The 24,467-nt window shown below is 49.6% G+C and carries 26 protein-coding genes; 7 read left to right on the plus strand and 19 right to left on the minus strand.

Annotated elements, in window-relative coordinates:
- Positions 1–2 precede the first annotated feature (2 nt).
- Positions 3–671, minus strand: coding sequence for an ABC transporter permease (locus tag J7E21_RS14030; protein ID WP_215108843.1), 669 nt, complete (start codon positions 669–671; stop codon positions 3–5).
- A gap of 306 nt (positions 672–977) precedes the next feature.
- Here J7E21_RS14030 and J7E21_RS14035 point away from each other — a divergent pair, with 306 nt between their 5' ends.
- Both J7E21_RS14035 and J7E21_RS14040 read left to right on the plus strand, forming a co-directional pair.
- Positions 978–2,087, plus strand: coding sequence for a YibE/F family protein (locus tag J7E21_RS14035; RefSeq protein ID WP_215108973.1), 1,110 nt, complete (start codon positions 978–980; stop codon positions 2,085–2,087).
- Positions 2,084–2,851 (plus strand): YibE/F family protein, encoded by a 768-nt coding sequence (locus tag J7E21_RS14040; RefSeq protein ID WP_215108844.1) that lies wholly within the window; start codon positions 2,084–2,086, stop codon positions 2,849–2,851. The genes J7E21_RS14035 and J7E21_RS14040 overlap by 4 nt, the downstream gene beginning before the upstream one ends.
- A gap of 133 nt (positions 2,852–2,984) precedes the next feature.
- Here the strand turns inward: J7E21_RS14040 and J7E21_RS14045 are convergent, their stop codons facing one another.
- From J7E21_RS14045 to J7E21_RS14055, 3 genes are all read right to left on the minus strand, one after another.
- Positions 2,985–3,287: an ion channel gene (locus J7E21_RS14045; RefSeq protein ID WP_251048018.1), complete on the minus strand. Its 303-nt coding sequence runs from the start codon at positions 3,285–3,287 to the stop codon at positions 2,985–2,987.
- A gap of 304 nt (positions 3,288–3,591) precedes the next feature.
- Positions 3,592–4,656 (minus strand): acyl-CoA dehydrogenase family protein, encoded by a 1,065-nt coding sequence (locus tag J7E21_RS14050; protein ID WP_215108846.1) that lies wholly within the window; start codon positions 4,654–4,656, stop codon positions 3,592–3,594.
- 29 nt (positions 4,657–4,685) lie between these two features.
- The gene (locus J7E21_RS14055) at positions 4,686–5,216 is read right to left on the minus strand and encodes a DUF4242 domain-containing protein (protein ID WP_215108848.1); all 531 of its coding nucleotides are present in this window, start codon (positions 5,214–5,216) and stop codon (positions 4,686–4,688) included.
- 134 nt (positions 5,217–5,350) lie between these two features.
- Between J7E21_RS14055 and J7E21_RS14060 the strand changes: the two genes are divergently transcribed.
- On the plus strand, positions 5,351–5,800 hold the full coding sequence (locus J7E21_RS14060; RefSeq protein ID WP_215108850.1) for a winged helix-turn-helix transcriptional regulator: 450 nt from the start codon (positions 5,351–5,353) through the stop codon (positions 5,798–5,800).
- Between the two features lie 69 nt (positions 5,801–5,869).
- Here J7E21_RS14060 and J7E21_RS14065 read toward each other — a convergent pair whose 3' ends face one another.
- The 6 genes from J7E21_RS14065 to J7E21_RS14090 all read right to left on the minus strand — a co-directional run bounded on the left by J7E21_RS14065 (position 5,870) and on the right by J7E21_RS14090 (position 10,384).
- The gene (locus tag J7E21_RS14065) at positions 5,870–6,631 is read right to left on the minus strand and encodes an ABC transporter permease (protein ID WP_215108852.1); all 762 of its coding nucleotides are present in this window, start codon (positions 6,629–6,631) and stop codon (positions 5,870–5,872) included.
- A gap of 6 nt (positions 6,632–6,637) precedes the next feature.
- Complete coding sequence (locus J7E21_RS14070; RefSeq protein WP_215108853.1) at positions 6,638–7,597, minus strand: ABC transporter substrate-binding protein; 960 nt, start codon at positions 7,595–7,597, stop codon at positions 6,638–6,640.
- 17 nt (positions 7,598–7,614) lie between these two features.
- Positions 7,615–8,397, minus strand: coding sequence for an ABC transporter ATP-binding protein (locus J7E21_RS14075; protein WP_215108855.1), 783 nt, complete (start codon positions 8,395–8,397; stop codon positions 7,615–7,617).
- Between the two features lie 258 nt (positions 8,398–8,655).
- A complete protein-coding gene (locus tag J7E21_RS14080) occupies positions 8,656–9,414 on the minus strand; it encodes a class I SAM-dependent methyltransferase (RefSeq protein WP_215108857.1) in 759 nt (252 codons plus the stop codon).
- A 19-nt stretch (positions 9,415–9,433) separates the two neighbouring features.
- On the minus strand, positions 9,434–9,724 hold the full coding sequence (locus J7E21_RS14085) for a DUF5316 family protein (RefSeq protein WP_215108859.1): 291 nt from the start codon (positions 9,722–9,724) through the stop codon (positions 9,434–9,436).
- Positions 9,725–9,829: 105 nt separating this feature from the next.
- On the minus strand, positions 9,830–10,384 hold the full coding sequence (locus J7E21_RS14090; RefSeq protein ID WP_215108861.1) for a GNAT family N-acetyltransferase: 555 nt from the start codon (positions 10,382–10,384) through the stop codon (positions 9,830–9,832).
- 143 nt (positions 10,385–10,527) lie between these two features.
- On the opposite strand from J7E21_RS14090, the gene J7E21_RS14095 reads away from it, so the two are divergent.
- The 3 genes from J7E21_RS14095 to J7E21_RS14105 all read left to right on the plus strand — a co-directional run bounded on the left by J7E21_RS14095 (position 10,528) and on the right by J7E21_RS14105 (position 12,702).
- On the plus strand, positions 10,528–10,755 hold the full coding sequence (locus J7E21_RS14095) for an SHOCT domain-containing protein (protein WP_215108863.1): 228 nt from the start codon (positions 10,528–10,530) through the stop codon (positions 10,753–10,755).
- A 78-nt stretch (positions 10,756–10,833) separates the two neighbouring features.
- A complete protein-coding gene (locus J7E21_RS14100; protein WP_251048019.1) occupies positions 10,834–11,163 on the plus strand; it encodes a four-helix bundle copper-binding protein in 330 nt (109 codons plus the stop codon).
- Positions 11,164–11,220: 57 nt separating this feature from the next.
- The gene (locus J7E21_RS14105; protein ID WP_215108865.1) at positions 11,221–12,702 is read left to right on the plus strand and encodes a phytoene desaturase family protein; all 1,482 of its coding nucleotides are present in this window, start codon (positions 11,221–11,223) and stop codon (positions 12,700–12,702) included.
- 40 nt (positions 12,703–12,742) lie between these two features.
- Here J7E21_RS14105 and J7E21_RS14110 read toward each other — a convergent pair whose 3' ends face one another.
- The 4 genes from J7E21_RS14110 to J7E21_RS14125 form a co-directional block, all read right to left on the minus strand.
- A complete protein-coding gene (locus J7E21_RS14110) occupies positions 12,743–14,119 on the minus strand; it encodes a sensor histidine kinase (protein WP_215108866.1) in 1,377 nt (458 codons plus the stop codon).
- Positions 14,116–14,793 (minus strand): response regulator transcription factor, encoded by a 678-nt coding sequence (locus J7E21_RS14115; protein WP_215108869.1) that lies wholly within the window; start codon positions 14,791–14,793, stop codon positions 14,116–14,118. The genes J7E21_RS14110 and J7E21_RS14115 overlap by 4 nt, the downstream gene beginning before the upstream one ends.
- A complete protein-coding gene (locus tag J7E21_RS14120) occupies positions 14,790–15,743 on the minus strand; it encodes a YncE family protein (RefSeq protein WP_215108871.1) in 954 nt (317 codons plus the stop codon). The genes J7E21_RS14115 and J7E21_RS14120 overlap by 4 nt, the downstream gene beginning before the upstream one ends.
- A 113-nt stretch (positions 15,744–15,856) precedes the next feature.
- On the minus strand, positions 15,857–16,831 hold the full coding sequence (locus tag J7E21_RS14125) for a F510_1955 family glycosylhydrolase (protein ID WP_215108873.1): 975 nt from the start codon (positions 16,829–16,831) through the stop codon (positions 15,857–15,859).
- 161 nt (positions 16,832–16,992) lie between these two features.
- Between J7E21_RS14125 and J7E21_RS14130 the strand changes: the two genes are divergently transcribed.
- Complete coding sequence (locus J7E21_RS14130; protein WP_215108875.1) at positions 16,993–17,595, plus strand: YdhK family protein; 603 nt, start codon at positions 16,993–16,995, stop codon at positions 17,593–17,595.
- A gap of 35 nt (positions 17,596–17,630) precedes the next feature.
- Here J7E21_RS14130 and nagA read toward each other — a convergent pair whose 3' ends face one another.
- The 5 genes from nagA to J7E21_RS14155 form a co-directional block, all read right to left on the minus strand.
- Positions 17,631–18,770: an N-acetylglucosamine-6-phosphate deacetylase gene (gene nagA, locus J7E21_RS14135; RefSeq protein ID WP_215108877.1), complete on the minus strand. Its 1,140-nt coding sequence runs from the start codon at positions 18,768–18,770 to the stop codon at positions 17,631–17,633.
- Between the two features lie 1,059 nt (positions 18,771–19,829).
- A complete protein-coding gene (locus tag J7E21_RS14140) occupies positions 19,830–21,884 on the minus strand; it encodes a TRAP transporter permease (RefSeq protein ID WP_483313498.1) in 2,055 nt (684 codons plus the stop codon).
- Entirely contained in the window at positions 21,854–22,282 is a 429-nt protein-coding gene (locus tag J7E21_RS14145) for a DUF1850 domain-containing protein (RefSeq protein ID WP_215108979.1), read from the minus strand. The genes J7E21_RS14140 and J7E21_RS14145 overlap by 31 nt, the downstream gene beginning before the upstream one ends.
- A 25-nt stretch (positions 22,283–22,307) precedes the next feature.
- Positions 22,308–23,288 carry a TAXI family TRAP transporter solute-binding subunit gene (locus J7E21_RS14150; RefSeq protein WP_215108881.1) on the minus strand — a complete coding sequence of 327 codons (981 nt, stop codon included), beginning with the start codon at positions 23,286–23,288 and terminating at the stop codon, positions 22,308–22,310.
- 174 nt (positions 23,289–23,462) lie between these two features.
- Positions 23,463–24,461, minus strand: coding sequence for an LLM class flavin-dependent oxidoreductase (locus tag J7E21_RS14155; RefSeq protein WP_215108883.1), 999 nt, complete (start codon positions 24,459–24,461; stop codon positions 23,463–23,465).
- Positions 24,462–24,467: the final 6 nt, after the last annotated feature.

Here is a 24,467-nt window from a genome sequence, read left to right on the forward strand (position 1 = left end):
TTTCACCTCTCTGCTGTTACTTGACTATATCCTTTGTTCGTAAAAAATTTCTGGATCATCAGTAAAAACGCATCAGCAATAATTGCCAAGATAGCTACGGCAATAGAACCACTGATGATCAAATAATTGTCACCTCGGCTGATTCCTTGTGTTATGAGAACACCCAGTCCACCAGCCCCAATATAAGCTGCGATGACGGCTATCCCAATATTCAATACCACCGCTGTCCGGATACCCGCCATAATGACCGGCAAGGCATTTGGAATTTCGACGCGCCATAAGCGCTGATGGGTTTTCATCCCCATGCCAATCGCTGCATCGCGCATTTCTGGATTGACATTTTTAATGGCCGTATATGTATTGCGGATAATCGGAAGCTGCGCATACAGCACGAGCGCAACAAAAGCCGGAAGAAAACCGATTCCTTGGCCAATAAGAGAGAAAATAGGAATCATTACACCAAACAGTGCAATACTCGGAATTGTTAATGTAATTGAAGCGACTTGAAGAACTACGCCAGCAAGGTATTCATTTGTAGTCAAATAAATTCCAAGCGGAATGCCAATTGCTAATGCCACAACAATTGCTAACGTGACGAGAATAGCATGATCCACCGTCAATTCCAAAATCCGAGATGCATTCACCTCTAGAAAATTTAACCATCTTTCCACTATTAATCCCCCCCTTCAAAGTTGGAAAAGTAAATTAAAATCTTACTTTTACTTACGAGCTTTAATCAAAATTAAAGAGCTATTAAGCTCTTATATCCTGGCTGCTCTATTTTTTTAACTATTCCAAGTATAACACAAGGTCTATTCTCCCTTAAAGAGTACTAAAAATGAGGAATCAGAAGCGAGTCGAAAGTTTCTGGTACAATCAACTGAGAAAGAGCATGCGGCTCATTTAAAACGCAATCGCTATTACATTACGGACGGCCGGATTGGAGGGTTTTTTACTTGAAGCGATTATTCAAAAACATGACAGCGATACAGCTCTCCCTGTATGCGGTGCTGTTGCTCAGCTTTATAGGCTCCATGTATTTCATCAATTTCAATTATGGATTTTATGACGAGCCGATTGCGAAAATCACAGAGGCCACTAGCGAGGAAACGCGGGAGCTCTCTGACATATACGGAAATGAAGATGTGCTGTTTACGCAGCAGCTCCGCGGTGAAATCCAGAACGGTGAATACAGGGGTGAGTTGATCGAGCTCGCCAATGAGTATTCCTTATCCGGCGCAAACGACCACGAGTACCGCGTCGGACAAGACCTGTTCGTCTTTATTGACGGTCCAGCAGTCGATGGCGCAGCGCTATCGGGCACCATCGATGATGTGAAGCGGGATAAATACGTTGTCGCGCTTACGTGGATTTTCATTTTCGTGTTGCTGGTCATCGGGAAAAAGCAGGGCTTCTACTCGATCGTCAGTTTGGCGCTCAATGCAGTCATCTTGTCGTACGCTTTAGATATTTACATCAGCACGGAAAATGCCAGTTTGCTGTTGATTGCCAGCGTCAGCATCCTGCTGTTCACGGTCACTTCGCTCCTGCTAGTGAACGGGTTCAATGAAAAAACCTATGCGGCGATCGTCTCGACGATGGTCGGCGTTTTTGTCGCGCTGCTGCTCGCTTTTTTTGCGATATGGGCGTCTGGTGGGAACGGCTTGAACTACGAGGAAATGCAGTTTCTTTCCAGGCCTTATGAAGTCGTGTTCATGGCGGGCTTATTCATCGGGTCGCTCGGTGCGGTGATGGACGTCGCCATTACAATGTCTGCATCGATTTTCACTTTGTACGAAAAAGACCCGGACATATCCATCGAAGCGATGAAAACGTCCGGCATCGAGATCGGCAAAGACATTATGGGTACGATGACCAATATTTTGTTTTTCGTCTATATTAGCGGGTCGATCCCGATGTTGCTGTTGTATTTGTCGAACGGTGCCGGCTGGCCGTTTTCGTTTTCGATCAACTTGTCCTTGGAAATCGCCCGTGCGCTCGCGGGTGGCCTCGGCATTGTCCTAACGATTCCGATCGGCATCTACACCTCCATTTTCTTCATTAAGAGAAAGAGGGCGGCACAATGAATGTCCTCATTCTGTTAGCCATCATGTTATGTATGGCCATGGTGATGATCGGCGGAAAAAAAGGAGCGATCTCTTTTCTCAGCCTGTTCATCAATTTTTTGATCTTGCTATTTACCGTATATATGATGTCCAATCCGGACAATGACCCGATTCTTTGGGCCATTATCGCGTGCGTCGCCATCAGCTGCGTCAATTTGTTTTTCATCAACGGCGTCAACAACACAACCGTCGCCGCGTTTTTGTCGACGGTCATTACGATGATCGTGCTGCTGTTTTTCATCCTCATCACGACCGACTTGACGATGATCAACGGATTCGGCGAGGAAGAAATCGACGAACTGAGCATGTTCTCGCTTTACATCGGCATCAGCTTTGTCGAACTTGCCGCGGTGGTCATCATCATCAGCACGATCGGGGCGATCACCGACATCGCCATCTCCATCACTTCGCCGATGCGCGAAGTCCATTTCCACAATCCCGGAATCAGCCGCCGCGAACTGGTCCGCGCCGGTTTCGCCATCGGCCGCGACCTGCTTGGTACGAGCACTAATACTTTGTTCTTCGCCTTTTTCGGCAGTTATTTAGGCTTATTAATTTGGTTCAAGGACCTGTCCTACTCGCTCGGTCAAATCGTCAACTCGAAAGTCTTCACCGCCGAAATGATCACCATACTGTGCGCCGGCATCGGGATTGCGCTGGTCATCCCGATCGCGTCTTGGATCACCGCCTATTTGCTGACACGGAAAAGCGGTTCGGTGAAATGAGTTGGGTGTGCTTCAATGGGGTTTTTTATGAGAGAACGGCACTGCAAAGTAGAATAGCTAAAAGCCAGGCGGACTAATCCAAGTCCGCCTGGCTTTTTATATTAGCTTTATATTGGATTCTATAATCAAAAGACTATTTGAAGTTTCGTCTTTTTTTCTTAACTTCCTGTTCATCGGGCCAGTCTAATTTAACTAAGGCAAAGCCTAGTTTCATCAAAAGCAATAACATGGCTCCTACTCCGACAATGAGATAAACCATAGTAAACACTTTGCTGATAGTAGCTTCCGGGACCAGCCCCGTATCGACGCCTGTTGGAATCAGACTGACAAACGCGAAGTAAAAGGAAGCAAACAGTGACCATCCTTCTATTTGATAATAGAACATCGTCCCCGAAACTAAGATGATGGTTAATGTGAAAAGCAACGTTTTAAACAATGGTTCCTTTCCAATCCGGAAAATTGCCGACAGTAATCGCCTTAACGTCAGGACTAATGAAATTATCTTGCCCCCTCCTCTTTGAATACTCAAAAAGCTATCTGCCCTTCCTCTAACTAGTATATATGAAATCCAAATGAGGTTATGAAACTGACGAACAAAAAACGCTGGGGGAATTAGGCTGGCCTGGCGATAGATGGGCGCTATAAAACACCTTTTACAGGTTGCTGTTTTTTTCAAAAAATGCGTACATAAGATAAAAACCGCCGTCGAAATCGCTGATGATTTCGTTGGCGGTTTTCTCTTAGCTTTGTGCTTGAAGCACTTTTTCTAAATGTTTGATGGTCGGAGTCAAGTTCGCAAAGAAATAAGCTTCCCGCAAGCGCCGCGACGGTGCACTGCCTTGGATATACCCGGCACTGCCGTTGTGGAGCATGCTCGCTTGGACTGCGTCGAGCGTCAAATAGACCGCTTCTAGGCGGAGGCCCGCAATATCTTTCCAGTTCACTTTTTCCTGCTTTACTAAACTGCATAATTTTTCTTTTAATACAGCTTCTTTTTGTTGTAGTTCGTCCGACTGCATCTGTAAAAAGCGATTGCAGCCATTCTGTTTTTTGTGGACCTTTTCGATTGATTCAATAGAAGCATGAGTTACTCCGAAACCTAGTGGGATTTGGTAACTAAGAAAAGCAGGACGGATTTTCTCGACATAGCTGCCTGCATCCTCAGCGACTATCCATTCATCCGGAATAAACACATTATTGAATGAACATGCATACGTAGCGCTGCCGTTCACCGCTAAATAATCCACTTTTTCTTTCAAGCTTATTCCCTTAGCCTCACAAGGAATAAAGCACATGATTGGCTGTTTGCCCTCCACATTTGCAATGATGCCCATCCAGTGGTTTTCGCCAAGGTTGGACACCGAAGGCAGGACACCGGAAAGCGTATACCCTCCGTCTGCCGGTTGGGCCTGGAGATGCAGTTTTTCAAGCCCCGCTAAATGCTTCATCGGATTTGATAGGCCGGTAGCGCCAAGAATTCGGCCATTTTCCAGAGCAGGTAATAACTTCTTTTGAAGCTCGTCATTGCTTGTGTTCCGAAGATACGTTAAAGCAGCGAGGTGGCACCAAAGACAAAAAGCGGTTGTCATGCATACTTTTGCGACGCTTTCCACCAATTCCATTTCATCCAACAAAAGATCTTGTTGCGATTTTCCATCTGAAGACAGCCATCCGGCCTGCCCGATTTTTTTCAGGAAATCTTCGGCATAAAAAGCTTCCGCGTCGATTCGCTTCACATAAGGTTTCAACTCCTGCTCAATCAGCTGTTCAAGTGTTGTGCCTGTTTCCAATCCGCTGTTCACCATCGTAACCAACTCCTGCTAATTGTTTTTTCTTAGTTTGACTGAATTTCCGTAATCGAATCAATTGGTGTTTTGACTGCTTCGCGAGCACGTTTAACGGCAGCTTCATCTGGCGCATCATAGAAACACAAGCATTTGGACATATCTTCACAGACATACGTTCTCGAGAATGCCACTTCCGGAACTTCTTCGTAATGAACCGAATTCTTTTTCTTTCTCGCCAAGTACTGATCCATCGTCAAATCTTCCGGCAAATTCCACTCCACCAAATAATTGATGACGTCATTTCCTGATTTCACATCATCGAGTTCTTTGCCGACCAAACGGACATCTTTCACAAGATCTGCAGAGATGCCTGCATTTTTCAAAACTTCAACTGCTGTCTTCTCATCAGCGCCTTCAATGATGAAGAACGAGCGTGCATAGTCGTTTGTTACTTGCACTTCAATCAACTCAGATGTATGTTGCTTCAATTGTTCTTGGAGTGCAGCCACCTTTTGCTCCAATTCCTCTTTATTCGAAACGATTCCTTTTAATGATGCTTCAATAAGATATAATGTCATGCTGATCCCTCACTTCGTTTTTTTAGAAGATCCTCTCTTCTAGTAAGTTATATTATTATACTTAGTTAACTAAATCAACCTTGTTCATTTTTATATAGGCTATGTTAAAATATAGGCTAAAGGGGTGCTGAACTATGAAAACGAGATATAATCTACCTTGCAATATTGCCCAAACATTGAACATCATCGGTGATCGATGGACTTTACTCATAATCCACGAGATTCTAATCGGTCAAAACACTTTTAATAACATCAAGAAATCATTGAACGGTATTTCCTCCAACCTGTTATCCGAGCGATTAAAAGAGCTTGAAGAACAAGGCCTTGTCGTATCTGAACTTTACTCCGCCCATCCACCCCGCTACCAATACACCTTGACTGAAAAAGGAACAGAATTGGAACCTGTCTTCAATTCCCTCCTCATCTGGGGCAGCAGCCATTTGGAGCCATGCTATAAGAAATTGATTGACCCGGCTACTGGCGAAGAGCTGGAAATTGGCTATTATTCGAAAGAAACAGGCAAGCGCGCGGAATCCATACAAGTCCAAACAGTTGAATACGAATTGCAGCAGAGTGGAGATTGATCATCTCCATTCTTTTTCATTGCGCTTTTACTGTCAGTGAGGGATAGCGCCTCCACTGATTGAATTTTTTCATGCCGCCATTCCATAATGTTTGCCGACCCAACGCTCCAGGACACTGATCATGCGGTCCAATAGGAAGCCACTGACTCCGATAAAGATAATGCCTGCCAGAACATAATCGAGATTCAATGTATTTCTTGAATCGACAATCAGAAACCCAAGTCCGGATTGCGCCCCGATCATTTCTCCGGCAACGAGGAAGATCCAGGCTGTTCCTAATGCCAGGCGCAAACCGCTCACAACGGCCGGAAAAGCTGCAGGGAAAATGAATTTGTACATCAATTCCCAATTGCGGATTTCCAGGTTTTCTGCAATTTTCAAATACGAAGGATTGATTTTTTTGACTCCTGCGACAGTCGACAGCAGGACAGGAAAAAATGCGGCAATAAAAATAATGGCAATCGCCGGCATATTGCCGATTCCGAACCATAAGACTATAAAAGGGGACCAGGCTACTGGCGAAACCGGCCGCAGTACTTGGACAATCGGATCGATTACTTGCCAGACTCTTGGCGATCTGCCGAGAAACATACCCAATAGGATGGCAGGTATGACAGCCATCAAATACCCTACCGCAAATCTTCCCAGACTGACCTGCAGATGGACAAAGATGATGCCATCGACAATCAAATCAATAATTGCTTTTCCGACACTCCAAGGTGACGGAAGCAGTGCTTCCTGATAACCGCCTAGCCAAATAACCACTTGCCAAATGATGACTAGAATCGCCATTCCAATCCCAAAATTCATGAGCTTCTTCGTTAGATTCATCTAAAATCACATCGCTTCATCAATATAAGTATTGTCTACAAAGTCTTCAAAAACCGGTGGATTTTCCATCAGTTCCATTTCAAGGACAAAATCACGCAATGTATTGTACTCAGTTTCTTCAATACGCAGATCTTCAAATGAAATCCATTCTAAGGAAAGTTCGAGAACCTCCCTTTCCACCATCATGTATTGACTAAAGGCTTCAAAAACGGCCTCATCTTTTTCCTCTGTGTGCTCACCCGACTCAACATATTGGGTGACCAGCGATTGCGTAGCTTCCGGCTGACGGTCCATAAAGTCCTGGCGCAGCACCAATACACAGCAATAGGAATCTGCCCATATTGCATCCGAATGATGAAGCACTTTGCCGATGTTATTTTTCACCGCCAAAGCGCCGAACGGTTCCGCCACTACATAGCCGGAAATCCGCTGTTCCGATAATGCTGCCGGCATTTCAGGAGGCGCCATTTCCACGACGTTGACATCTTCGAGCGAAAGCCCTTCATTTTTCAGCATTTCATACAGCAGGATATTATGGCTCGAATACGTATGGGGAATCGCAAATGTCTTTCCTTTTAAGTCCTTGGCACTTTCAATTTCCTCGGATGAAATCACGACATTTCCATCTTTATGCCCGAGTGCCACAGCTTTCAGGTCGATACCTTTTTCCTTCGCCTTCATCGCTAGTTCGACCAATACCGATGCACCATCTATCCTGCCCGTATTCAAAGCATCCATAAGGTCCGGCCATGAATTGAACTTGACCATTTCCAGTTCATACTCCCCGTATTTCCCCTCTTCCATGTGTTCGTCCATATAAAGAGGGCCGGCATGCGTTATCGGTAAATAGCCGATTTTAATGACGGGTTTGTCGACTGCCGCCTGCATGCTCTCTTGCCCGCAAGCCGATACGAATAGCAGTACGATTGATACAAGTAACAATAAGGCTATTTTCCTTTTTTTCACGTCCACGCCTCCTTCTGTTAAATATTGTATTCCAGGTCCACTTGTTCCGTGCTCAAGTAGAATTCGTCCAAAATTTTCTTGCGGAAATACTGGAAGTCGGCATGTGTGCGGTCCCGCGGCTTCATCTGGGTGATGGCAATTTCCTTTTGAATCCTTCCCGGATGAGAACTCATGACCATTACACGGTCTGAAAGATAGACCGCTTCGTCAATATCGTGTGTTACCAAAACAATGGTCGTATTCTTTTTTTCCTGAATGCGCAACAGTTCTTGTTGGAGCTTGTAGCGATTAAACGAATCCAAAGCTGCAAATGGCTCATCCATCAATATGACATCCGGCTGAATAGCTAGAGCACGCGCAATTGCTACACGCTGCTGCATTCCGCCTGACAATTCATGCGGGAACTTATCCAGCGACGTTTCAAGTCCGACCAATTTCAAGGCATCGATGACGCGTTCACGCTGTTCATCTGCAGGCAACTTCTCTCCTTCAAGCCCCAATTCCACATTTTTCAACACCGTTCGCCAAGGCAATAAATTGATTTGCTGAAAAAGCATGACACATGATTTAGTAGGCTTTAAAACAGGTTCTCCGTTATGCAGGACTGAACCCTTTTCCGCTTTTTCAAAGCCTCCAAGGATATTCAGCAATGTACTTTTCCCACATCCACTTTTCCCGAACAAGGTGACGATCTCTCCCTTTTCCACTTGAAAACTTGCATTTGAAAGGACTTGCAACTTCTTCTCCCCAACGCCGAATGATTTCTCGACATTCTTTACTTCCATCATATTAACGGACATGTGCAGTCTCCCCTATCCTTAAAACTAACAATACCAATCAACTTACTATACTTTAAGTCATCTTAATATACTGAATACAAAAAAACAACCTATTGTTCTCTTTTTTTCTGAAAATTACTGCAATGGATTCAGGAATATTAAACCTACCAGTGATTTTCAAATCCCTCCCTTTTACAACATCGTTTGTGCAGTATATAAGCTTCCAGACACACAAAAACGCTTGGAGTTTTGGCTCCAAGCGTTTTTGTGTCTTTGTCTTCAACTATGTGCGATGGCTTCAAAGGTGATGGCATGTTCAGCATTTTTCGGGTATTGCCCGTACTCGTAACCCGACGACACGATGATGTCCTCAAAGTTTTGGCTGGCGAGCAGGAACTTGAATTCTTCGACGCCGTACCAGCGCATCGGGAAACGCTCGAGTTCGGTTTGGATCAGCTTGCCGTTCTGCCATTTCTCGTAGCGGTTATGCGACACAGAACATTGCTTGATCCAGTCGACTTCAACCGTCTTGCTCTCGAGCGTGATCACTTCGCCTTTTTTTGTCTGCCACGTCCGCGTTTTCGGCTGGTCGATTTCAAAGCCTTGCGGGACGTACAAATCAATAAGCAAACGTCCGCCCGGTGCGAGATGCTTGCGGAAGTTTTTCAGTGCTTTGATCGCCTGCTCGCGTCCAGCGAGCAGCTGAAACGTGCCGGCCGGCAAAATGATGGCGTCGTATTCAACATTGATGCGGAAGGTTTCCATGTCCGCTTCGAACAACTTCGGATGCAATCCGCGTTCTTTGCAGTGGGTACGGCAAATGTCGAGCATTTCCGATGAACTGTCGAAGCCGTCAATACGCAAACCGTCTTCGAGTAATGGAATCAGCAAGCGCCCGGTGCCGGATGCGGGTTCTAAAATGCGTCCTTCGTTGGAAGCGAGACGCTCCCGGTAAAATTCCACATCGCCGAACGATTTGCCGACCGGCTTGTCGAGGTCATAAACTTCTGCGGACAACGAACTGTAATAGCTGAGCATGACATCCCCTTCTTTCCTCTTAAGAAAGTATGAACAAGCCGACGAGTGCCAAGGCGAGGTTCGGTAGCGCAAACAGCACAAGGTTTCTCACTTTGGCGTTGCGTGCCTGCTGTGCCCGGCGGCGCTCGGAACTTGTGTTGAACGATGATTTCACTTGCTTGCTCGCTGTAACGGACGAGATGACCGCCCATACGAGTGCAATGACCGCAACGGCACCGGCGATCGGGAACAATAGCGTCCAATCATCCGCCAGGAAAGCGATTAACGCGATAAGGCCTGCAACAACGAGGCCGAGTAGAAAATGCTTCATAAAGTAGTATTCCTCCTGTGTTTCTAGTTTCCTTCTTATTTTACTAAACCAGCAAGCTTGTGGGAAACATTGCGTGAAAAAAATCCATGAGGCGGTGCGAAAATTTCATTTTTCGTTCAATGATGTCCATTCCGATTTCAACATGCCGTAGACGACGCTGTCGACAAAGTGGTCATAGAGCCATTCTCCTTGGCGTATTGTGCCTTCTTCGGTGTAACCGAGACGGACCGGGACGTTGCGGCTTTTTTCGTTACCGACCGCAGCACGGATTTCTACCTTATTGAGCCCGCGCTCCATCAGTGCATAATCGGTCAAAGCTGACGCGACGCGCGTCATGATGCCTTTCCCTTGGTATTCCCGATCCAGCCAATAGCCGATATAGGCGGTTTGTTTCGCTTCACTGATTTCATTGAACCCGGCAATGCCGGCCAGTTCCCCTTGGTAGACAATCGCGCAGTTAAGGCTTTTGCCTAAGACGAAATTGCTGGCGCCTGATTCGATGAATCTTTTCGTGTCGCCGACAGTTTGCGTGTGGTCGAGCCACGGCAGCCATTCCCGCAACATGTCCCGCGAGCGGTCGGTCAGCTCAAAAATCCGTTCGGCGTCGCTCGTTTCGACCAGTTTCAATGCCAATTCTTCATCTACTTTGTGGACGAACATCCAAATTCACACTCCTTGAAATCACCTCCTAGCGTAGCACAAACTGCGCCTTCTGGGAGAAGCTATTTCCAAATCGACTAAACGTCATTTCCCGTCTTTTTATAGTACACTAAATGAAAAAGAACCGAACGGAGTGAACGCTGATGTCCGGGCTAGTTGTTGTCATCATCACGTTGATGGTCGTACTCATCCTCCTGTGCCTCGTGTTGTTTTACGTCCGCCATAAACCGCATAAACTGCCGCCGCCCCATCACGAAGCGCAACTGTTGAAAGAGCGCTATTCGCGCGGGGAGTTATCGGAAGAGGAATACCGCAAACGCGTGCAGGAACTGGGTTGCCCGCCGCCAGTGAAGGACACGGACGATCGCTAGAAACCATTGTTTAGTTTCCTGTAGGTCGGGAAATCTAAAGAGTAGTGAACGACATTAAATTACGGGAGGTTTTACACGATGGTGGAACATGCTAAACACGCACAATTATCCAACACACTCCACGAATGTATGGTGGCGTGCAATCATTGCTTTGATGCTTGCCTACAAGAAGATGACGTGAAAATGATGGCCGAGTGCATCCGGCTCGACCGGGAATGCGCAGACATGTGCAGTTATTTGGCACAGGCGGTCGAACGCAATTCACCGTTCATATCAGAACTCGCGAAAGTGTGCGCCGTGATTTGCGAAGCGTGCGGCAACGAATGCAAACAACATGACCATGATCATTGCCAAAAATGCGCGGAAGCGTGCTTCAAATGCGCAGAAGCGTGCAAGCAAGTGGCGTAATTTACACGCGCCCGGCTATTGCCGGGCGTTTTTTCATGGAAGAAATGAGGGGATAGGATGGCAAAGCGGGTATTGGTCGTCGGTGCCGGAATCGGTGGTTTGACGGCCGGCTCTTTACTTTCAAAAGAAGGCTTAGACGTTCTCGTGCTCGAAGCGTCGGCAGAACTTGGCGGCTGCGCCGGAAAATACAAGCGGTATCCGTATTTGTTCCCAGTCGGAGCGACACTCGGGATGGGACTTGAACCCGGCGGCATCCATGAGCGGGTGTTCCGCCATCTCGGAAAACCGATGGATATCGAACCGCTCGAACGCGTCATGGAAATGGTCCACCCGACAGGCGTTTTCACGTTCCATAAAAACCGCACAACGCACGTACAGCAACTGGCAGGCCATTTTCCTGAGCATCGAACGGCGATTTTGTCGTTTTACGCAGAACTGTACCGGACCGCACGCATCACCCGGACGCTTATGGGGCCGCTCCCTGCCTTACCGCCCGCAAACGCACGGGAATGGACCGCGCTCACTCTAGCGCTGCGGCCTGTGCATACACGCTTATTGCCGCAATTCCGAAAAACGCTCGGGCAAGTTTTGAAAAAGCACGGACTCCATGAACTCCACGAGTTCCGCCATGTGCTCGACGGCTTGCTCATCGACAGCATGCAGACGACGAGCGAAGATGTGTCGTATTTGCTTGCCGCGGTCGCGCTCGACATATACCATGAAGGCGCATATTACGTGCCGGGCGGCTTGTACCGCTTTGCGGAAGTAATGGCACAGAGCATCAAGGAAAACGGCGGAAACGTGAAAAAGCCGCGCACCGTCCAAACGCTGGAATACCGAAACGGCATCTGGCACGCGGCCGACCAGCGCGGCAATTCCTACGAAGCGGATGCGGTCGTTTTCAATGCGCCGATCCAGCTGTTGCCGGAACTACTGCCGGCGCCGCTGCATCATCAGCTGAAGCGCCCGCTGCGCGACGGCATCGGGACGGCCACGTGGACGACTTTGACTTTGTATTTGGCGATCGACACCGCTAAACTCAGAAGCTCGCTGCCTGAATTCCGCCAGCTCTCAAGCGGCGATGCGATGGATGAAGGCCATCATTTCTTCATGTCGGCTTCCCGACCGGACGACCGGCTGAGAGCGCCCGAAGGCCATCAAACAGTGACGATTTCGACGCATTCCAATCCGGATTATTGGAACAGCAAAGAACAATATGAAGCGATGCGCACGCAATTGTCCGAGCGCATGTTTGCCTTGATCGAACAGCATACCCCCGGATTCCGCTCTGCGCTCGTCCATTCTGAAAGCGGCGCGCCGCTCGCCTGGCAGCATTATACCGGACGCCCGAACGGCTATGTCGGCGGCTTTGCGCAGACGCTGGATGCAGCTTTATTCAATGCCATTTCGCACCATAGCGGCTTGCCTGGCCTGTATGTGTGCGGCGACCATATCTTCCCCGGCGGCGGGACGATCGGCGCCGCTGCGAGCGGCATCCACTGCGCACGCTCGATATCCGGAAAAGCTTTGCTGACCTAAAAAACGCCCGGCCTCAGTACCTGAGGCCGGGCGTTTTCTGTTAAATATCCTTTAGCGGCAAAAAGATGCGCACCTTTGTGCCGCGATCGATTTCAGATTCAATTTCAAGCGTGCCGCCGTGCAGTTTGACGATCTCCTGCACAATCGACAAGCCGATGCCTGCCCCGCCGCCGGTTCGGACGCGGCCTTGTTCGGCGCGGTAAAAGCGCTCGGTCAAATACGGCACATGTTCTTTGGCGATGCCGTGCCCCGAATCCGCCACCTCCAATAGCGCGCGGCTATTGTCCGCTCTTAGGCGGATTGCGATTTCCCCGAGCGGTTCGGTATGGGCAATGGCATTATCGAGCAAGTTGATGAGCACTTGCAATAGACGGTCGCTATCGCCTTCGACGAGCAGTTCTTCGTCCAGTTCCGCGCGGACGGTGAGACTTTTGCCGCGCCATTTCACTGCGGTTTTCTCCACCGCTTCACGCACCACTTCCGCGAATGCGAGCAGTTCCTTATTCAATTGCCCTTCCCCGCCCTCGAGCCGCGACAAATCAAGCAATTGATTGACGAGCCGCTCCATGCGTTCCGATTCCTCGTACAGGATGCCGGCGATTTTCATCTGATCTTTTGCCGGTGTCTGGAGGAGTTCGCTATAGCCTTTAATATAGCTGAGCGGCGTCCTCAGTTCATGGGAAACATTTTGCAGAAACTCCCGTTTGTTGTCGTCCTCTGCCTGGATCGAGGCGGCCATTTTCTCAAACGACCGCGCGAGTTCCCCGACTTCATTGTCGGCTGTGACACCGGTCGCTCCGCTAAATCGGCCTGACGCCATGCCATCTGCTGCTGCGCCGAGCACTTCGAGCGGACCGGTATATTCCTGTTGGATGCGCCGACGGATCAGCAGTAAGGCGATGAGCGCCAAGACGCCGGCCGCAATGAGTACCGGCAGGACATTGAGGAATGCTTGCGACAGATCCGACACCGGCCGGTAGACAAGTGCGACCGCTGTCAATTCTCCGCCCGTTACAACTGGAACCGCGGCACCGATGAGGTCATCGCCGAGATAAGCGTTCGCCCGCTCGATGATCACCATCTCGCCGCTAGCCAACCGTTCGCGTTCTTCGAAAGTGATGATGACGTCTTCTTCCGGCGCCTGCAGCGGCAATGCCGAACCGAGCACCATCGGGTCATCGACGGTGACAGCTTGGATACCGGTGTTGTCCAAGTAATCATGGACGGTCGACAGCGCTTCGGGATCGTCCTTGCTATAGGCGTCCGCTAAGGCGGATGCCATATCGGTCAGCTGTTCGCGCTCACTGTCGACGTATACCGCGTCGAATACAGAAACTGTGACAAATGCCAATAAAGCAATACCCGCTATGCTGATGCCTGCGAATAGCCACCATAACCTTGCATTGATACCTTTCATGATGACACCAGCTTATAGCCAAGGCCCCATACCGTCTCGATTGCCGAACCGCCATCGCCGAGCTTGATGCGCAAAGTTTTGATGTGCGTATCGACCGTGCGCGTCGTGACATTCAAAGCCTGTTCGCCCCAAAGCCTTTCCATCAATTGCTCGCGCGAAAAAACTTGCCCGGGATGTGTCAGAAACAACGCCAGCAAATCAAACTCCTTGCGCGTCAAAGTGACCTGTATGCCATCTATCGTGACACGCCTCATCGTTTCATTCAACATGATTCGCCCGTTGGTCAGAACCGGGTCAGGTTTGGCGAATCCGCCTTTGGTGCGCCGCAAAATCGCTTCGATCCGTGCGAGCAACTCGCCGCGGCTGAACGGTTTGATCAAATAATCGTCAGCGCCGGCGCGAAGCCCCTTCACTTTGTCCGCCTCGCTGCCCGCGATCGCCGTCAGCATCAATATCGGCACGTCCGAAAACTCACGGACTTTCCGGCAGACCGAAAAACCATCCTGTCCTGCCATCATAATATCCAAAATGACAAAATCAATGCCGCCAAAGCGCAGCCGCTCGATGCCTTGTTCGCCTGTCGGCACGCTGCTGACAGTGTAGCCCTCACCCTTGAGTGTACGCGCCAATAAATCGCGCATCGTCTGTTCGTCGTCGATTACGAGAATATTCATCGCTGCGCCTCCCTTATGGCGATCGCATGAGGGCCGGACGACACCGGAATTTCCGATAGCTTTTCAAAGCTTTCAGTATCGATGACCGTCACCATATCGCCGTCGAGGCTGCTGACGTACAGCCGATTTTCACGGATGGCGCCGTAATACGGATTGTCCGCGACCGGCAAACGCCCCCGTTCGGCGAGGTCTCCACCGAGTGCGACGACTTCGTGCGAGCCATGGTTCAGCACGAAAAAGCTATCGCCGTCCGCCAAAATTTCGATCGGCATCAAACCGATGTCGATGCGTTCCGTGATTTCCTGTGTTTCCAGCGAATAGTCCACGAGCTCGCGGTTCAATGCGCCGCTCGGGCCATGCCCCCCGACCAATAAATGGCCGTCTGTATAGGCGATGCCGTTCGGCCGGTCGATGATGCTGTAAGTTGCAGTGACCTCAAGCGTTTTTGCGTCCAACTCTTGTACGCTATGGCCGTAGACATTGGCTACAAAAACTATGCCGTCCCCGATTGTTAAACTTTGCGGGTGGGCATCGGTCGCTGCGTATGCTTCCACTTCAAATGGTTCGACCGAGATTTTCGAAACCCGGTCTTGTGTCGCGTGCGCTGCGTATAATGTTTCGTTCGCTTCCAATAATTTCGAGACGCCGAGACCGACTTCACCGATTCCCTCAAGTGCCTGCGTATCAAAATCAAATGCATACAGCTGTTCTTCCTCTACCGACGACAGCAGGAGCCGGCCATCGACAATCGCCAAATCCGATGCGACAAACGGCAGTTCGATCTCACCGACGATGTCTTCTGTTTCTGCGTCAATGACGGTCAACAGCGGCTCTTTCAAATGCGCGACAAAAAGAAGTTCGCCTCCGTCATCCGGAAAGACGTATAATTCTTTATCCGCACAGCCTGAAACTATGAAAACGAGCAGCAGCCCGACGATCCAACGCTTCATGTTCCTCACCCTTTTCCATTGCTGATGAAAGTATACACCGAAATTGTGAAATCCATTTGAAATCCGCATTCCAAAAAACGAGAAACCGGAAGGAATGCCTTCCGATTTCTCGTTTACTGTACTTGTCCCGCATCCAAAATTTGCGCCCACTCGCCTCCGGCATCCTGCGTAAGCCACGCATGGCCTTGTGCCGTATAAAGAGCGAGCTCTTGCGTATTTGCCGGATGCTGCGCCATATAGACGACGCCGTCTTCAGTCATTTCCGGCAGCGGAATTTCTTCCTCTTCACCGGAAAGTGCCTGTTTCATCAGTTTTGCTGCTCCATCGTATGTTGCGTAAAACAACGCATCTTCGCTAAAGAACACTGTCGTTCCAAGCTCGCCTTCGGTTATGCGCGAAAAGCTGTCCCCGCCGTCTTCCGACAAAAAGATCCCTTGATTTGATGACGCTGCAATCATCATTGAATCGTCCGGATGCATCGCGAGATAGGCCACTTTTCCATCGAGCCCATCCGCTGCAGTTTGCTGCCACGATTCGCCGGCATCGTCGCTGCGGTAAAAGCCGGTGTCCATTTCGGAATTCGGCTGTGGATTAAAAACGAACAGATTGTTGCTATTGTAACCAGCTGCCATTTCATGGAAATCAGTTTCCCCTTCGAATCCGAGATTATCGAAATTTGCCCCGCCGTCCGCACTGCGCTTAATGCCGAGCGGATTTTGCATGCCGGATTGCATATCCGGGTGTCCCGATGTCACGAAACCTTCCGCCGTTGCATTAAAGCCCATAAAATCATGGTATTGCTTTTCAATTTCAGTCCATTCATCGTTCCGGTGAATTTTCAAGCCGTGATGCGAAGCGAAATACAAACCGCCGTTTTCTTCTATATATCCCATGCCGTGGACGTGATCGATCGAACCGTCAAACGGCACTTCAAGTTCCACCGCTGCACTGTCCACCGCTGTTTCTGTTTGTTCGGTCGTTTCAGCTGTGTTTTCTGCCGTTTCATCATTTTGCTCTGTAGAATCCGCGCTGCAGGCTGAGACGATTAATCCCGCTGCCATTACCGTCCATAACCAGTTCTTTTTCATCGCTCGATCTTCCTCTCGTGATGTGCTGCTTCTATAGTTTCATGGTATGAAAAAAAGGTCAACTATTTACCCAAAATGAGCCATTCAAGCAAATTCATACATGTGGGGACGACATTCAGGTTATACTATATGAACGACTATTTTACGGAAGAAGGAATTTCATGATTAGAAAACGAGTCCTATTCGCAAGCATCATCATCGCGATGATTTTCAGTTTAGGTGCTTGCTTTGATGGAGTCGGAGAAGACACCACTCAACAAGATGAGCCGGTACAACCCGAATGGAGCGGGCAAACCGACCTTTCGAATTCCGGCGGTAATCATACTGAGATGGAGCATTCGAGTTCCGGCGAAGTGCCGGTTGGCCTGGAAGAAGCGGTGAATCCAACTTATCCAGTCGACAGCACAGCTACCATCCAAGCAGACCATATGCCCGGCATGGATGGCGCAATCGCGACGATTTCCGGCGCTTTTGATACAACTGCCTACAGCGTCAGCTACACACCGGTAAACGGCGGCGAGGCTGTCGAAAACCATAAATGGGTGATCCACGAAGAATTGGAAAAAACCCAAGCCTTTCCATATGCAGAAGGCGATGCGGTCATGCTTGATGCAGAACATATGACGGGAATGAAAGGCGCGAGCGCAGCAGTCGACTCCGCTGAACAAACGACCGTTTATATGATCAATTTCGAAGACACCAAAATCGGCGAAGAAATCACCAACCACCAATGGGTGACCGAAAGCGAACTGACAGTTGAATAACGAAACGTCCGGGGATTGATATCCCGGACGTTTTTTCAATTTTTATTAAAAGCGATTTCGCCGCGGCACAGTGTCAGCTCTACTTCCAAACTTTGCGTAAGCATCACCAAATCCGCATCCATCCCTTTTGCGATACGGCCTTTTTTTGACAATCCAAGTGACACCGCCGCATTGTTGGAGCTCATACTGACCAATTCCGTCAATTCGCAAGCTGTAATTTTTCGGATGTTCCGCAGCGCAGTGTCCATCGCCAGCACACTTCCGGCAAGCATGCCATCATTAAGGCGTGCTCCGCTTGTACCGACCGACACTTGCTGTCCCCCAAGTTCATAGTCGCCGAACGCCAGCCCTTTCGCGCGCATCGCATCCGTCACCAAAATGAGCCGCTCTGGACCGATCTGCCGGTACGCCAGCTCGACCGCTGCCGTGTGGCTATGGATTAAATCCGCAATCAGCTCGACGCGTAAACTGGAATCGAGCATCGCCGCTCCGACAACCCCAGGTTTCCGGTGATGAAACGCGCTCATTTGATTGAACAGATGCGTCACATGGCGCGCACCCGATGCAATCGCCTGTTCATAGCTAGCATCCGAATGGCCGATCGACACGATGACCCCTTGTTGATCCAGCATTTCAATGAATTCAGGGGCACCTTCCAATTCCGGCGCCAGCGTCACGATGCGGATCTTGCCGGCGCTATGCTTTTGCCATTCTTCAAACCGTTCGATGTCGGGCGCTTGAAAAAATGCCGGATTCTGCGCGCCCGCTTTATCCCGAGACAAGAATGGCCCTTCCAAATGAATGCCGAGCAACTCCGCTTCACCCGCCTCACTCTCGTAATTTCCTGCCGCTTGAATAGCGTGGGCAACCTGTTCGCTCTCCTGCGTCATCGTTGTAGCCATGAACGCCGTCACGCCTTCTTCCGGCAGCGCACGTGCCATCCCGGAAAGCGCAGAAGCATCTGCATCCATCACATCAAACCCAGCCGCACCGTGCACATGAATATCGATAAAGCCCGGCATCAAGATCTTCCCGCTACCGTCAATTCGCCGAGCACCAGACTCAAGCTGCGAACCGACGTCTATAATGCGGCCATCCGCCACCAACACATCCGCCTGCTCCGCTTTATCCACATTGACCACTAAAACATCCTTAAACAATAAAGCTTCACCCACATAAATCCCTCCTCACCAAAAAATCACCAGTTTTTATTCCAGCATCTACCACCAGTCATATGCAGAACCACTATCTTTAGTTTGTATTATACACGGATAGCGCTGCTTTCAGTTTTTCCTTTTTGGTATTCCTAGCTTCAGGAATATTGAATGCATTGTTCTTTTGTCTCCAAACGTTCCGCAGCTTCGCTTCACGTAAGCGCGAGGTTACTTTTCTAAATCAATACTGCAAGAATCCTAGGATATGTCCGGTTTTGATCGGTTCATTTGATTGGATAACGAGCTTAGTTAGATGAGCGGATATTTTAAGTAGCTGGATATTTCCAGCGAAAAGAAATACCGTTCATTTTTTCATGCGCAATGGATTCGCCAACTCGCTTTGGGTTGGCCTCTTGCAGTGAGCCAGGAAAAAACGTCTGTCTCACTGCCTCGGCTCACCCTTGTACGCGAGGTGGCTTTTAGATTTCATTGGTTCGAGTTGGTAAAATTTTATGTGCTTCTGCAGGATTCATCCGCTGTTGGGGGAATCGCTTCCTTAGTGGAATGACGGAAATGAGCTGAAGTTGCTGTGTTGAAATATGCTGTTGCTTGGTTTAGCATCACGAATGGATCCGCTGCCTCACTGCTTCGCTTCACCCGTAAGCGCAATGCTGCTTTTATATCTCATTGAGTTGAAAAAGTGAAAATGTATCTACTTTTACATAATTCATCCACAACTTAAAAATCAGCATAGCTGAATTTCATGAGTAACCGATCACTACTTTTGAGATGAAAACAATTCAGTGAAATTGCTTTATGACATAGCCAAGATTTTTTTCTGTTGCTGATTTTAGAAAACGAAGTTGTTTATCACAAATATAAACCTAGAGATGCAGCGGAAACTGCCGACTCCCTCGGGGACCGAGCGGGACCGAGCGGGACAAATGTGGCGCGCTCTTTGCGGCACATTGGCTCGACGCCCGCCCCCCGGAGCGCAATCTCCCCCTTCACAACTCAACATTCAACAAAAATTTCAAAAAAAAGCCGCCGAGAAAATTCTCGGCAGCCTACTTTCACTTATCAAGCCGTATTCGGCGTTTGATTTTCTTTCCGTGCATGATAATAATTCAAAGCGAAAATTCCCAGCACAATCGCGAGTCCGATTGTGTCCGTCAACGGCTCAGGGAAAATCGTCATCAATGCACCAACACCAAGCAGAATCCGCGTCACTACATTCATGCGCGTCTTAAGATAGCCCTCTGCCGTAGCACTCAGCGCAATGATCCCGATAATCGCCGTCACCGTGATCAGCACAATATCGAATATCGGCGGCAGTGCAAACTCCGTTGCATTGACCGCAATATCGGTCGTATCGATCATCAGCATCGCTGGATTATAGACAAACAGATACGGGATAATGAACCCGGCGATCGCGAGCTTCAAAGCGTTGAAGCCGGTGCGCATCGGATCCCCCCCGGAAACACCCGCGCCCGCAAAGGCCGCCAGCGCCACAGGAGGCGTAATATTCGCGAAAATCCCGAAATAGAATACAAACAAATGCGCAACCAGAACCGGAATGCCGAACTCAGCAAGTGCCGGTGCTGTCATTGTCGCTGTGATGATATAAGCCGGGATGGACGGCAAGCCCATACCGAGGACAATCGATGCGATCATCGTCAGGAACAGCGTAAAGAACAGGGAACCTGCGCCAAACGCTGTAATCGCAGACGTCATGACCGTTCCGAAGCTTGTTAGGCTTACGACGCCGATGATGATTCCGACGACCGCACAGGCGATCATAACGGAAAGGGACTGGCGTGCGCCGTTTTCCATCGCCTCTAAAACATCACGTGGACCCATGCGCGTCGATTTGCGGAATGCCGCAACAACGACCGTCAAAACAATCGTATAGAAAGCAGCATACGCGATCGGCATGCCCGTATAGAGCATGAACACCAAACCGACGATCGGCAAAAGCAAATGGCCTTTTTCTTTCAATACTTCTTTCGTGCGCGGCAAGTCGGCTTTCGGAATGCCTTTCAAATTATCTTTGCCGGCGCGGAAATGGACTTGCATGATGACGCCGAGGAAATACAGGACAGCCGGAAGAAGTGCGGCTAGCGCAATCGTTCCGTACGCGATGCCCGTCGTCTCGGCCATGATGAAGGCACTGGCGCCCATGATCGGCGGCAAGATTTGCCCGCCGACCGAGGCACTTGCCTCGACGGCACCCGCGAAGTTTTTATTGTAGCCGATTTTTTTCATCAACGGGATGGTGAAGGCACCGGTTCCGACCACGTTGGCGATTGCAGAACCGTTGATGCTTCCCATGAAGCCGGAAGAAATGACGGCAACTTTCGCCGGTCCGCCTTGCTTGGATCCGGCGAGAGCCATCGCCAAATCATTGAACAGCTGGCCCATACCGGATTTTGCGAGAAACGCACCGAACAGGATGAACAGGAAGATAAACTGCAAGGAGGCGGAAATCGCCGTCGAGTAGAGTCCTTCCGTTTTCAAGTACAGCTGGCCGAAAATATCGCCGAGGTCAAACGGCCGCGTCATGAGCATATTCGGCATCCAGCCGAAATGGCTGATGAACGGATAGACCAAGAACACGAGCGCGAGTATCGGCAAGATGATGCCCGTTACGCGGCGTGCCGCTTCTAGGACGAGCACGACTGTCGCGACGGCCATGATGATGTCGAGCGTATTCGGAATCCCGCCGCGCGTCGTCATGATCGCTTCGTATTCGTAGATCAAATAGCCGGCAGTCGCCAAACTGAACAGGAACAGCATCCAATCGTAGAAAGGAATGCGCGTCCGGTCCTGTTTTCTAAACGATGGATAGACGAGGAATACTAGCCCCATCCCGACCGCTACGTGAATCGAGCGGGCTTGAAGCGCCGGCATCGGATTGAATGTCACCCATAGGTGAAAGACAGAGTAGGCGATTGCAATCGCCGCGATGAGAAAGGCGAAGTTGCGGTTTTTCAGCTTCCGGACTTTCGCATCCGTGTCGTATTTCTCCAACACTTCCTGGTTGGCGGATTTGTCATCGTTATGAGCCGAGACGCTCTCGACATCCAAATCCCGGTTGTCTTTGGTCATAATGTCTTCCCTCCTACGTAATTCCATAAATGAATGTAATCGACCGAAATCCGGAATGTTTCGTAATCATCGATCAATGCATATAACTTAATCTCACGGCCGCCGGTACGGATAGTCGTTTGGGCATTTTCCGAGACCGTCAAATTGAGCTCGTCCATTACGCGGTCGATCCGCATATGGACAAAGCCATCATCGGACGGCAAAATGATGCCATCAGACGGCACACCGGCACCGAAAGTTTTGAAATGGGTTTCCGTCAATGTGAGCGTTCCCCCGTCCCGTTCGTAAAACTCGCGCCATTCTTCTTTTTCGACCGAATGGATCCACGACAATTCGAACGCCTTTTCCTTCAAATAAAACTGCTCCCCATCGGTTTCAAATGCGATGACCGGCAGTTTTATCAGCAGGAAAAAAAGGAGCACCATCAAGAATGCTCCCCCTCCCAAAAGCTTATTGTTCACTGTAGAAACGTTCAGCACCTGGGTGCAATGGCGCTACAAGGCCTTCTTGGGCTTCTTCTAACGTGATGTCAGTCGCAGCTTGGTGGGAATTCCCGAGTGTTTCAAGGTTATCAAAGAACGTCTTCGTCATTTTGTAGACATCGTCTTCGCTCATGTCCGAGTGGACGATCAAAGCATTCATGATCGCTGCTGTCGGAACAGCTTCCTCGTTACCGTATGTGTCTGCAGGGATATCAAGCGCGACGAAATAGCTCTTGTCTTGTGCGATTTCGGCAACGTCTTCAGGATCTATTGCAACCATGCGGATATCAAGTGTTTCAGACAATTCGAGCAGTGATGCGTTCGGCAAGCCGCTCGTCAGGAATGCTGCGTCCAATTGGCCGGCGCGCAGTCCATCTGCCGCTTCTGCATAGCCGAGGTAATCGACTTGGATATCATCATACGTGATGCCGTGGCCTTCAAGAAGCGTACGGGCATTCACTTCTACGCCGGAGTTTTGGTCACCGACCGCGATGCGTTTGCCGACCAGGTCATCGAAATTTTCGATGCCGGAATCAGCTGTCGTGACGATCTGGACATAGTTTGGGTAAAGTGCTGCGATTTGACTGATTTTGTCCGTCGGCTCCGTGAAGCTTTCTTCTCCTTCTACTGCCTGGCTGACGACGTCGCTCATCGTGAACGCCATTTCGATTTTGTCTTCTTTCATCAAGTTGACGTTTTCCACTGAAGCTCCTGTCGTTTGCGTACGGGAGTTGACACCGTATTCATTGCTGTAAACGTCCGCAAGTGTTGAGCCGATGATATTGTAAGGGCCTGATGCACCACCCGTTGCGATCGTGACGATGTTCGTGTCGAGGCCTTCGCCACCGCCCTCATCACCGGATCCGCCTTCTTCACCGCCGCCACATGCAGCAAGCGTCATCGCCCCAGCTACTACTGCTGTGAAAGCGCTTAATTTATATTTGTTCATATCGTTTCCTCCTCTTGGTTTTTTACCATTATAAAGGACAATTTCCTCAAATAAAAGGCAATATTGAATATTCTCAGGCTTTATAATGTTTTCTGAATTTTTATTCACCTAAACTATCCCAATATCAGGGAAAATTTAATAGATGCGGCCTGATATTGGATATTTTTCTTTCTTTTACTGCATTCCGAATGCATCTGCTAATAACCGTACGGTGTTCATACGGTGGATGTGACCGGATATATTCGGGATGATGGTGATTTCGTCAGCGCCGAATTCTTCTGCGACTGTTTCGATCTGTTGTTTCACTTGTTCAGCGGTGCCGACGAGCAAGCGGCTGCGGTTTCTTGCGACGCGCTCTTGTTCCGATACGCTCAAACGGCGGGCATGCGCTGTATCGACCGACGGGTAATACGGCGGTTGGAAATCCGACTCGACGAATAGCAGCCATAAATCAAAGGCTTTCGCGAGTTGTTCCGCCTGTTCCTCTGTTTCGCCGACAATCGCAAAGACCGCGACCGATACATGCGGATGATTCCGAATGCGCGAAGGATTAAAGGCTTCGCGGTAGTGTTTAACGACCTCGATCCCCGCTTTTTCGGGACGCGCAAAATGGGCATAAGCGTAAGCCATGCCGCGCTCGGCCGCAAGTTTCGCCGAACCTTCGCCGGTGCCGAGCAGCCATAATTCGGGAGCTGTGCCGGTGATCGGCGTCACTTTCAGTTTTTGGAAGCGGTGCTCACTGTCCACGTCATCAGTAAAGTATTTTTCCAAGTCGATGAGCTGCTGCTCATACGGGACGCGGCCTTTTGATTCGTTGAGTGCCTGGTTGACGAGACGGAAGCTCGGGGAACGCCCCACCCCAAGATCGATGCGGTTCGGATGCAAGGCTTCGAGCAGGCGGAAATTCTCCGCCACTTTATAGGCGCTGTAATGCGGTAGCATGACGCCGCCTGAGCCGATACGGATGCGTTCGGTGAGCGTGGCTATATGCATCATAAGCATCTCCGGCGAACTGCCCGCGACCGAATACACTTGATGGTGTTCTGCGACCCAGTAGCGGTGATAGCCGGAGCTATCCGCGAGTCGGGCGAGCTCTGCTGTAGACGCGAGCGCTGAGGCGGCCGTCTCGCCTTCATCGACCGGCGAATAATCCAAAATGTTCAGGACCGTCATAAGTCC

It is taken from the genome of Planococcus sp. ISL-109 (assembly GCF_018613655.1).
Classification (GTDB): Bacteria; Bacillota; Bacilli; order Bacillales_A; family Planococcaceae; genus Planococcus.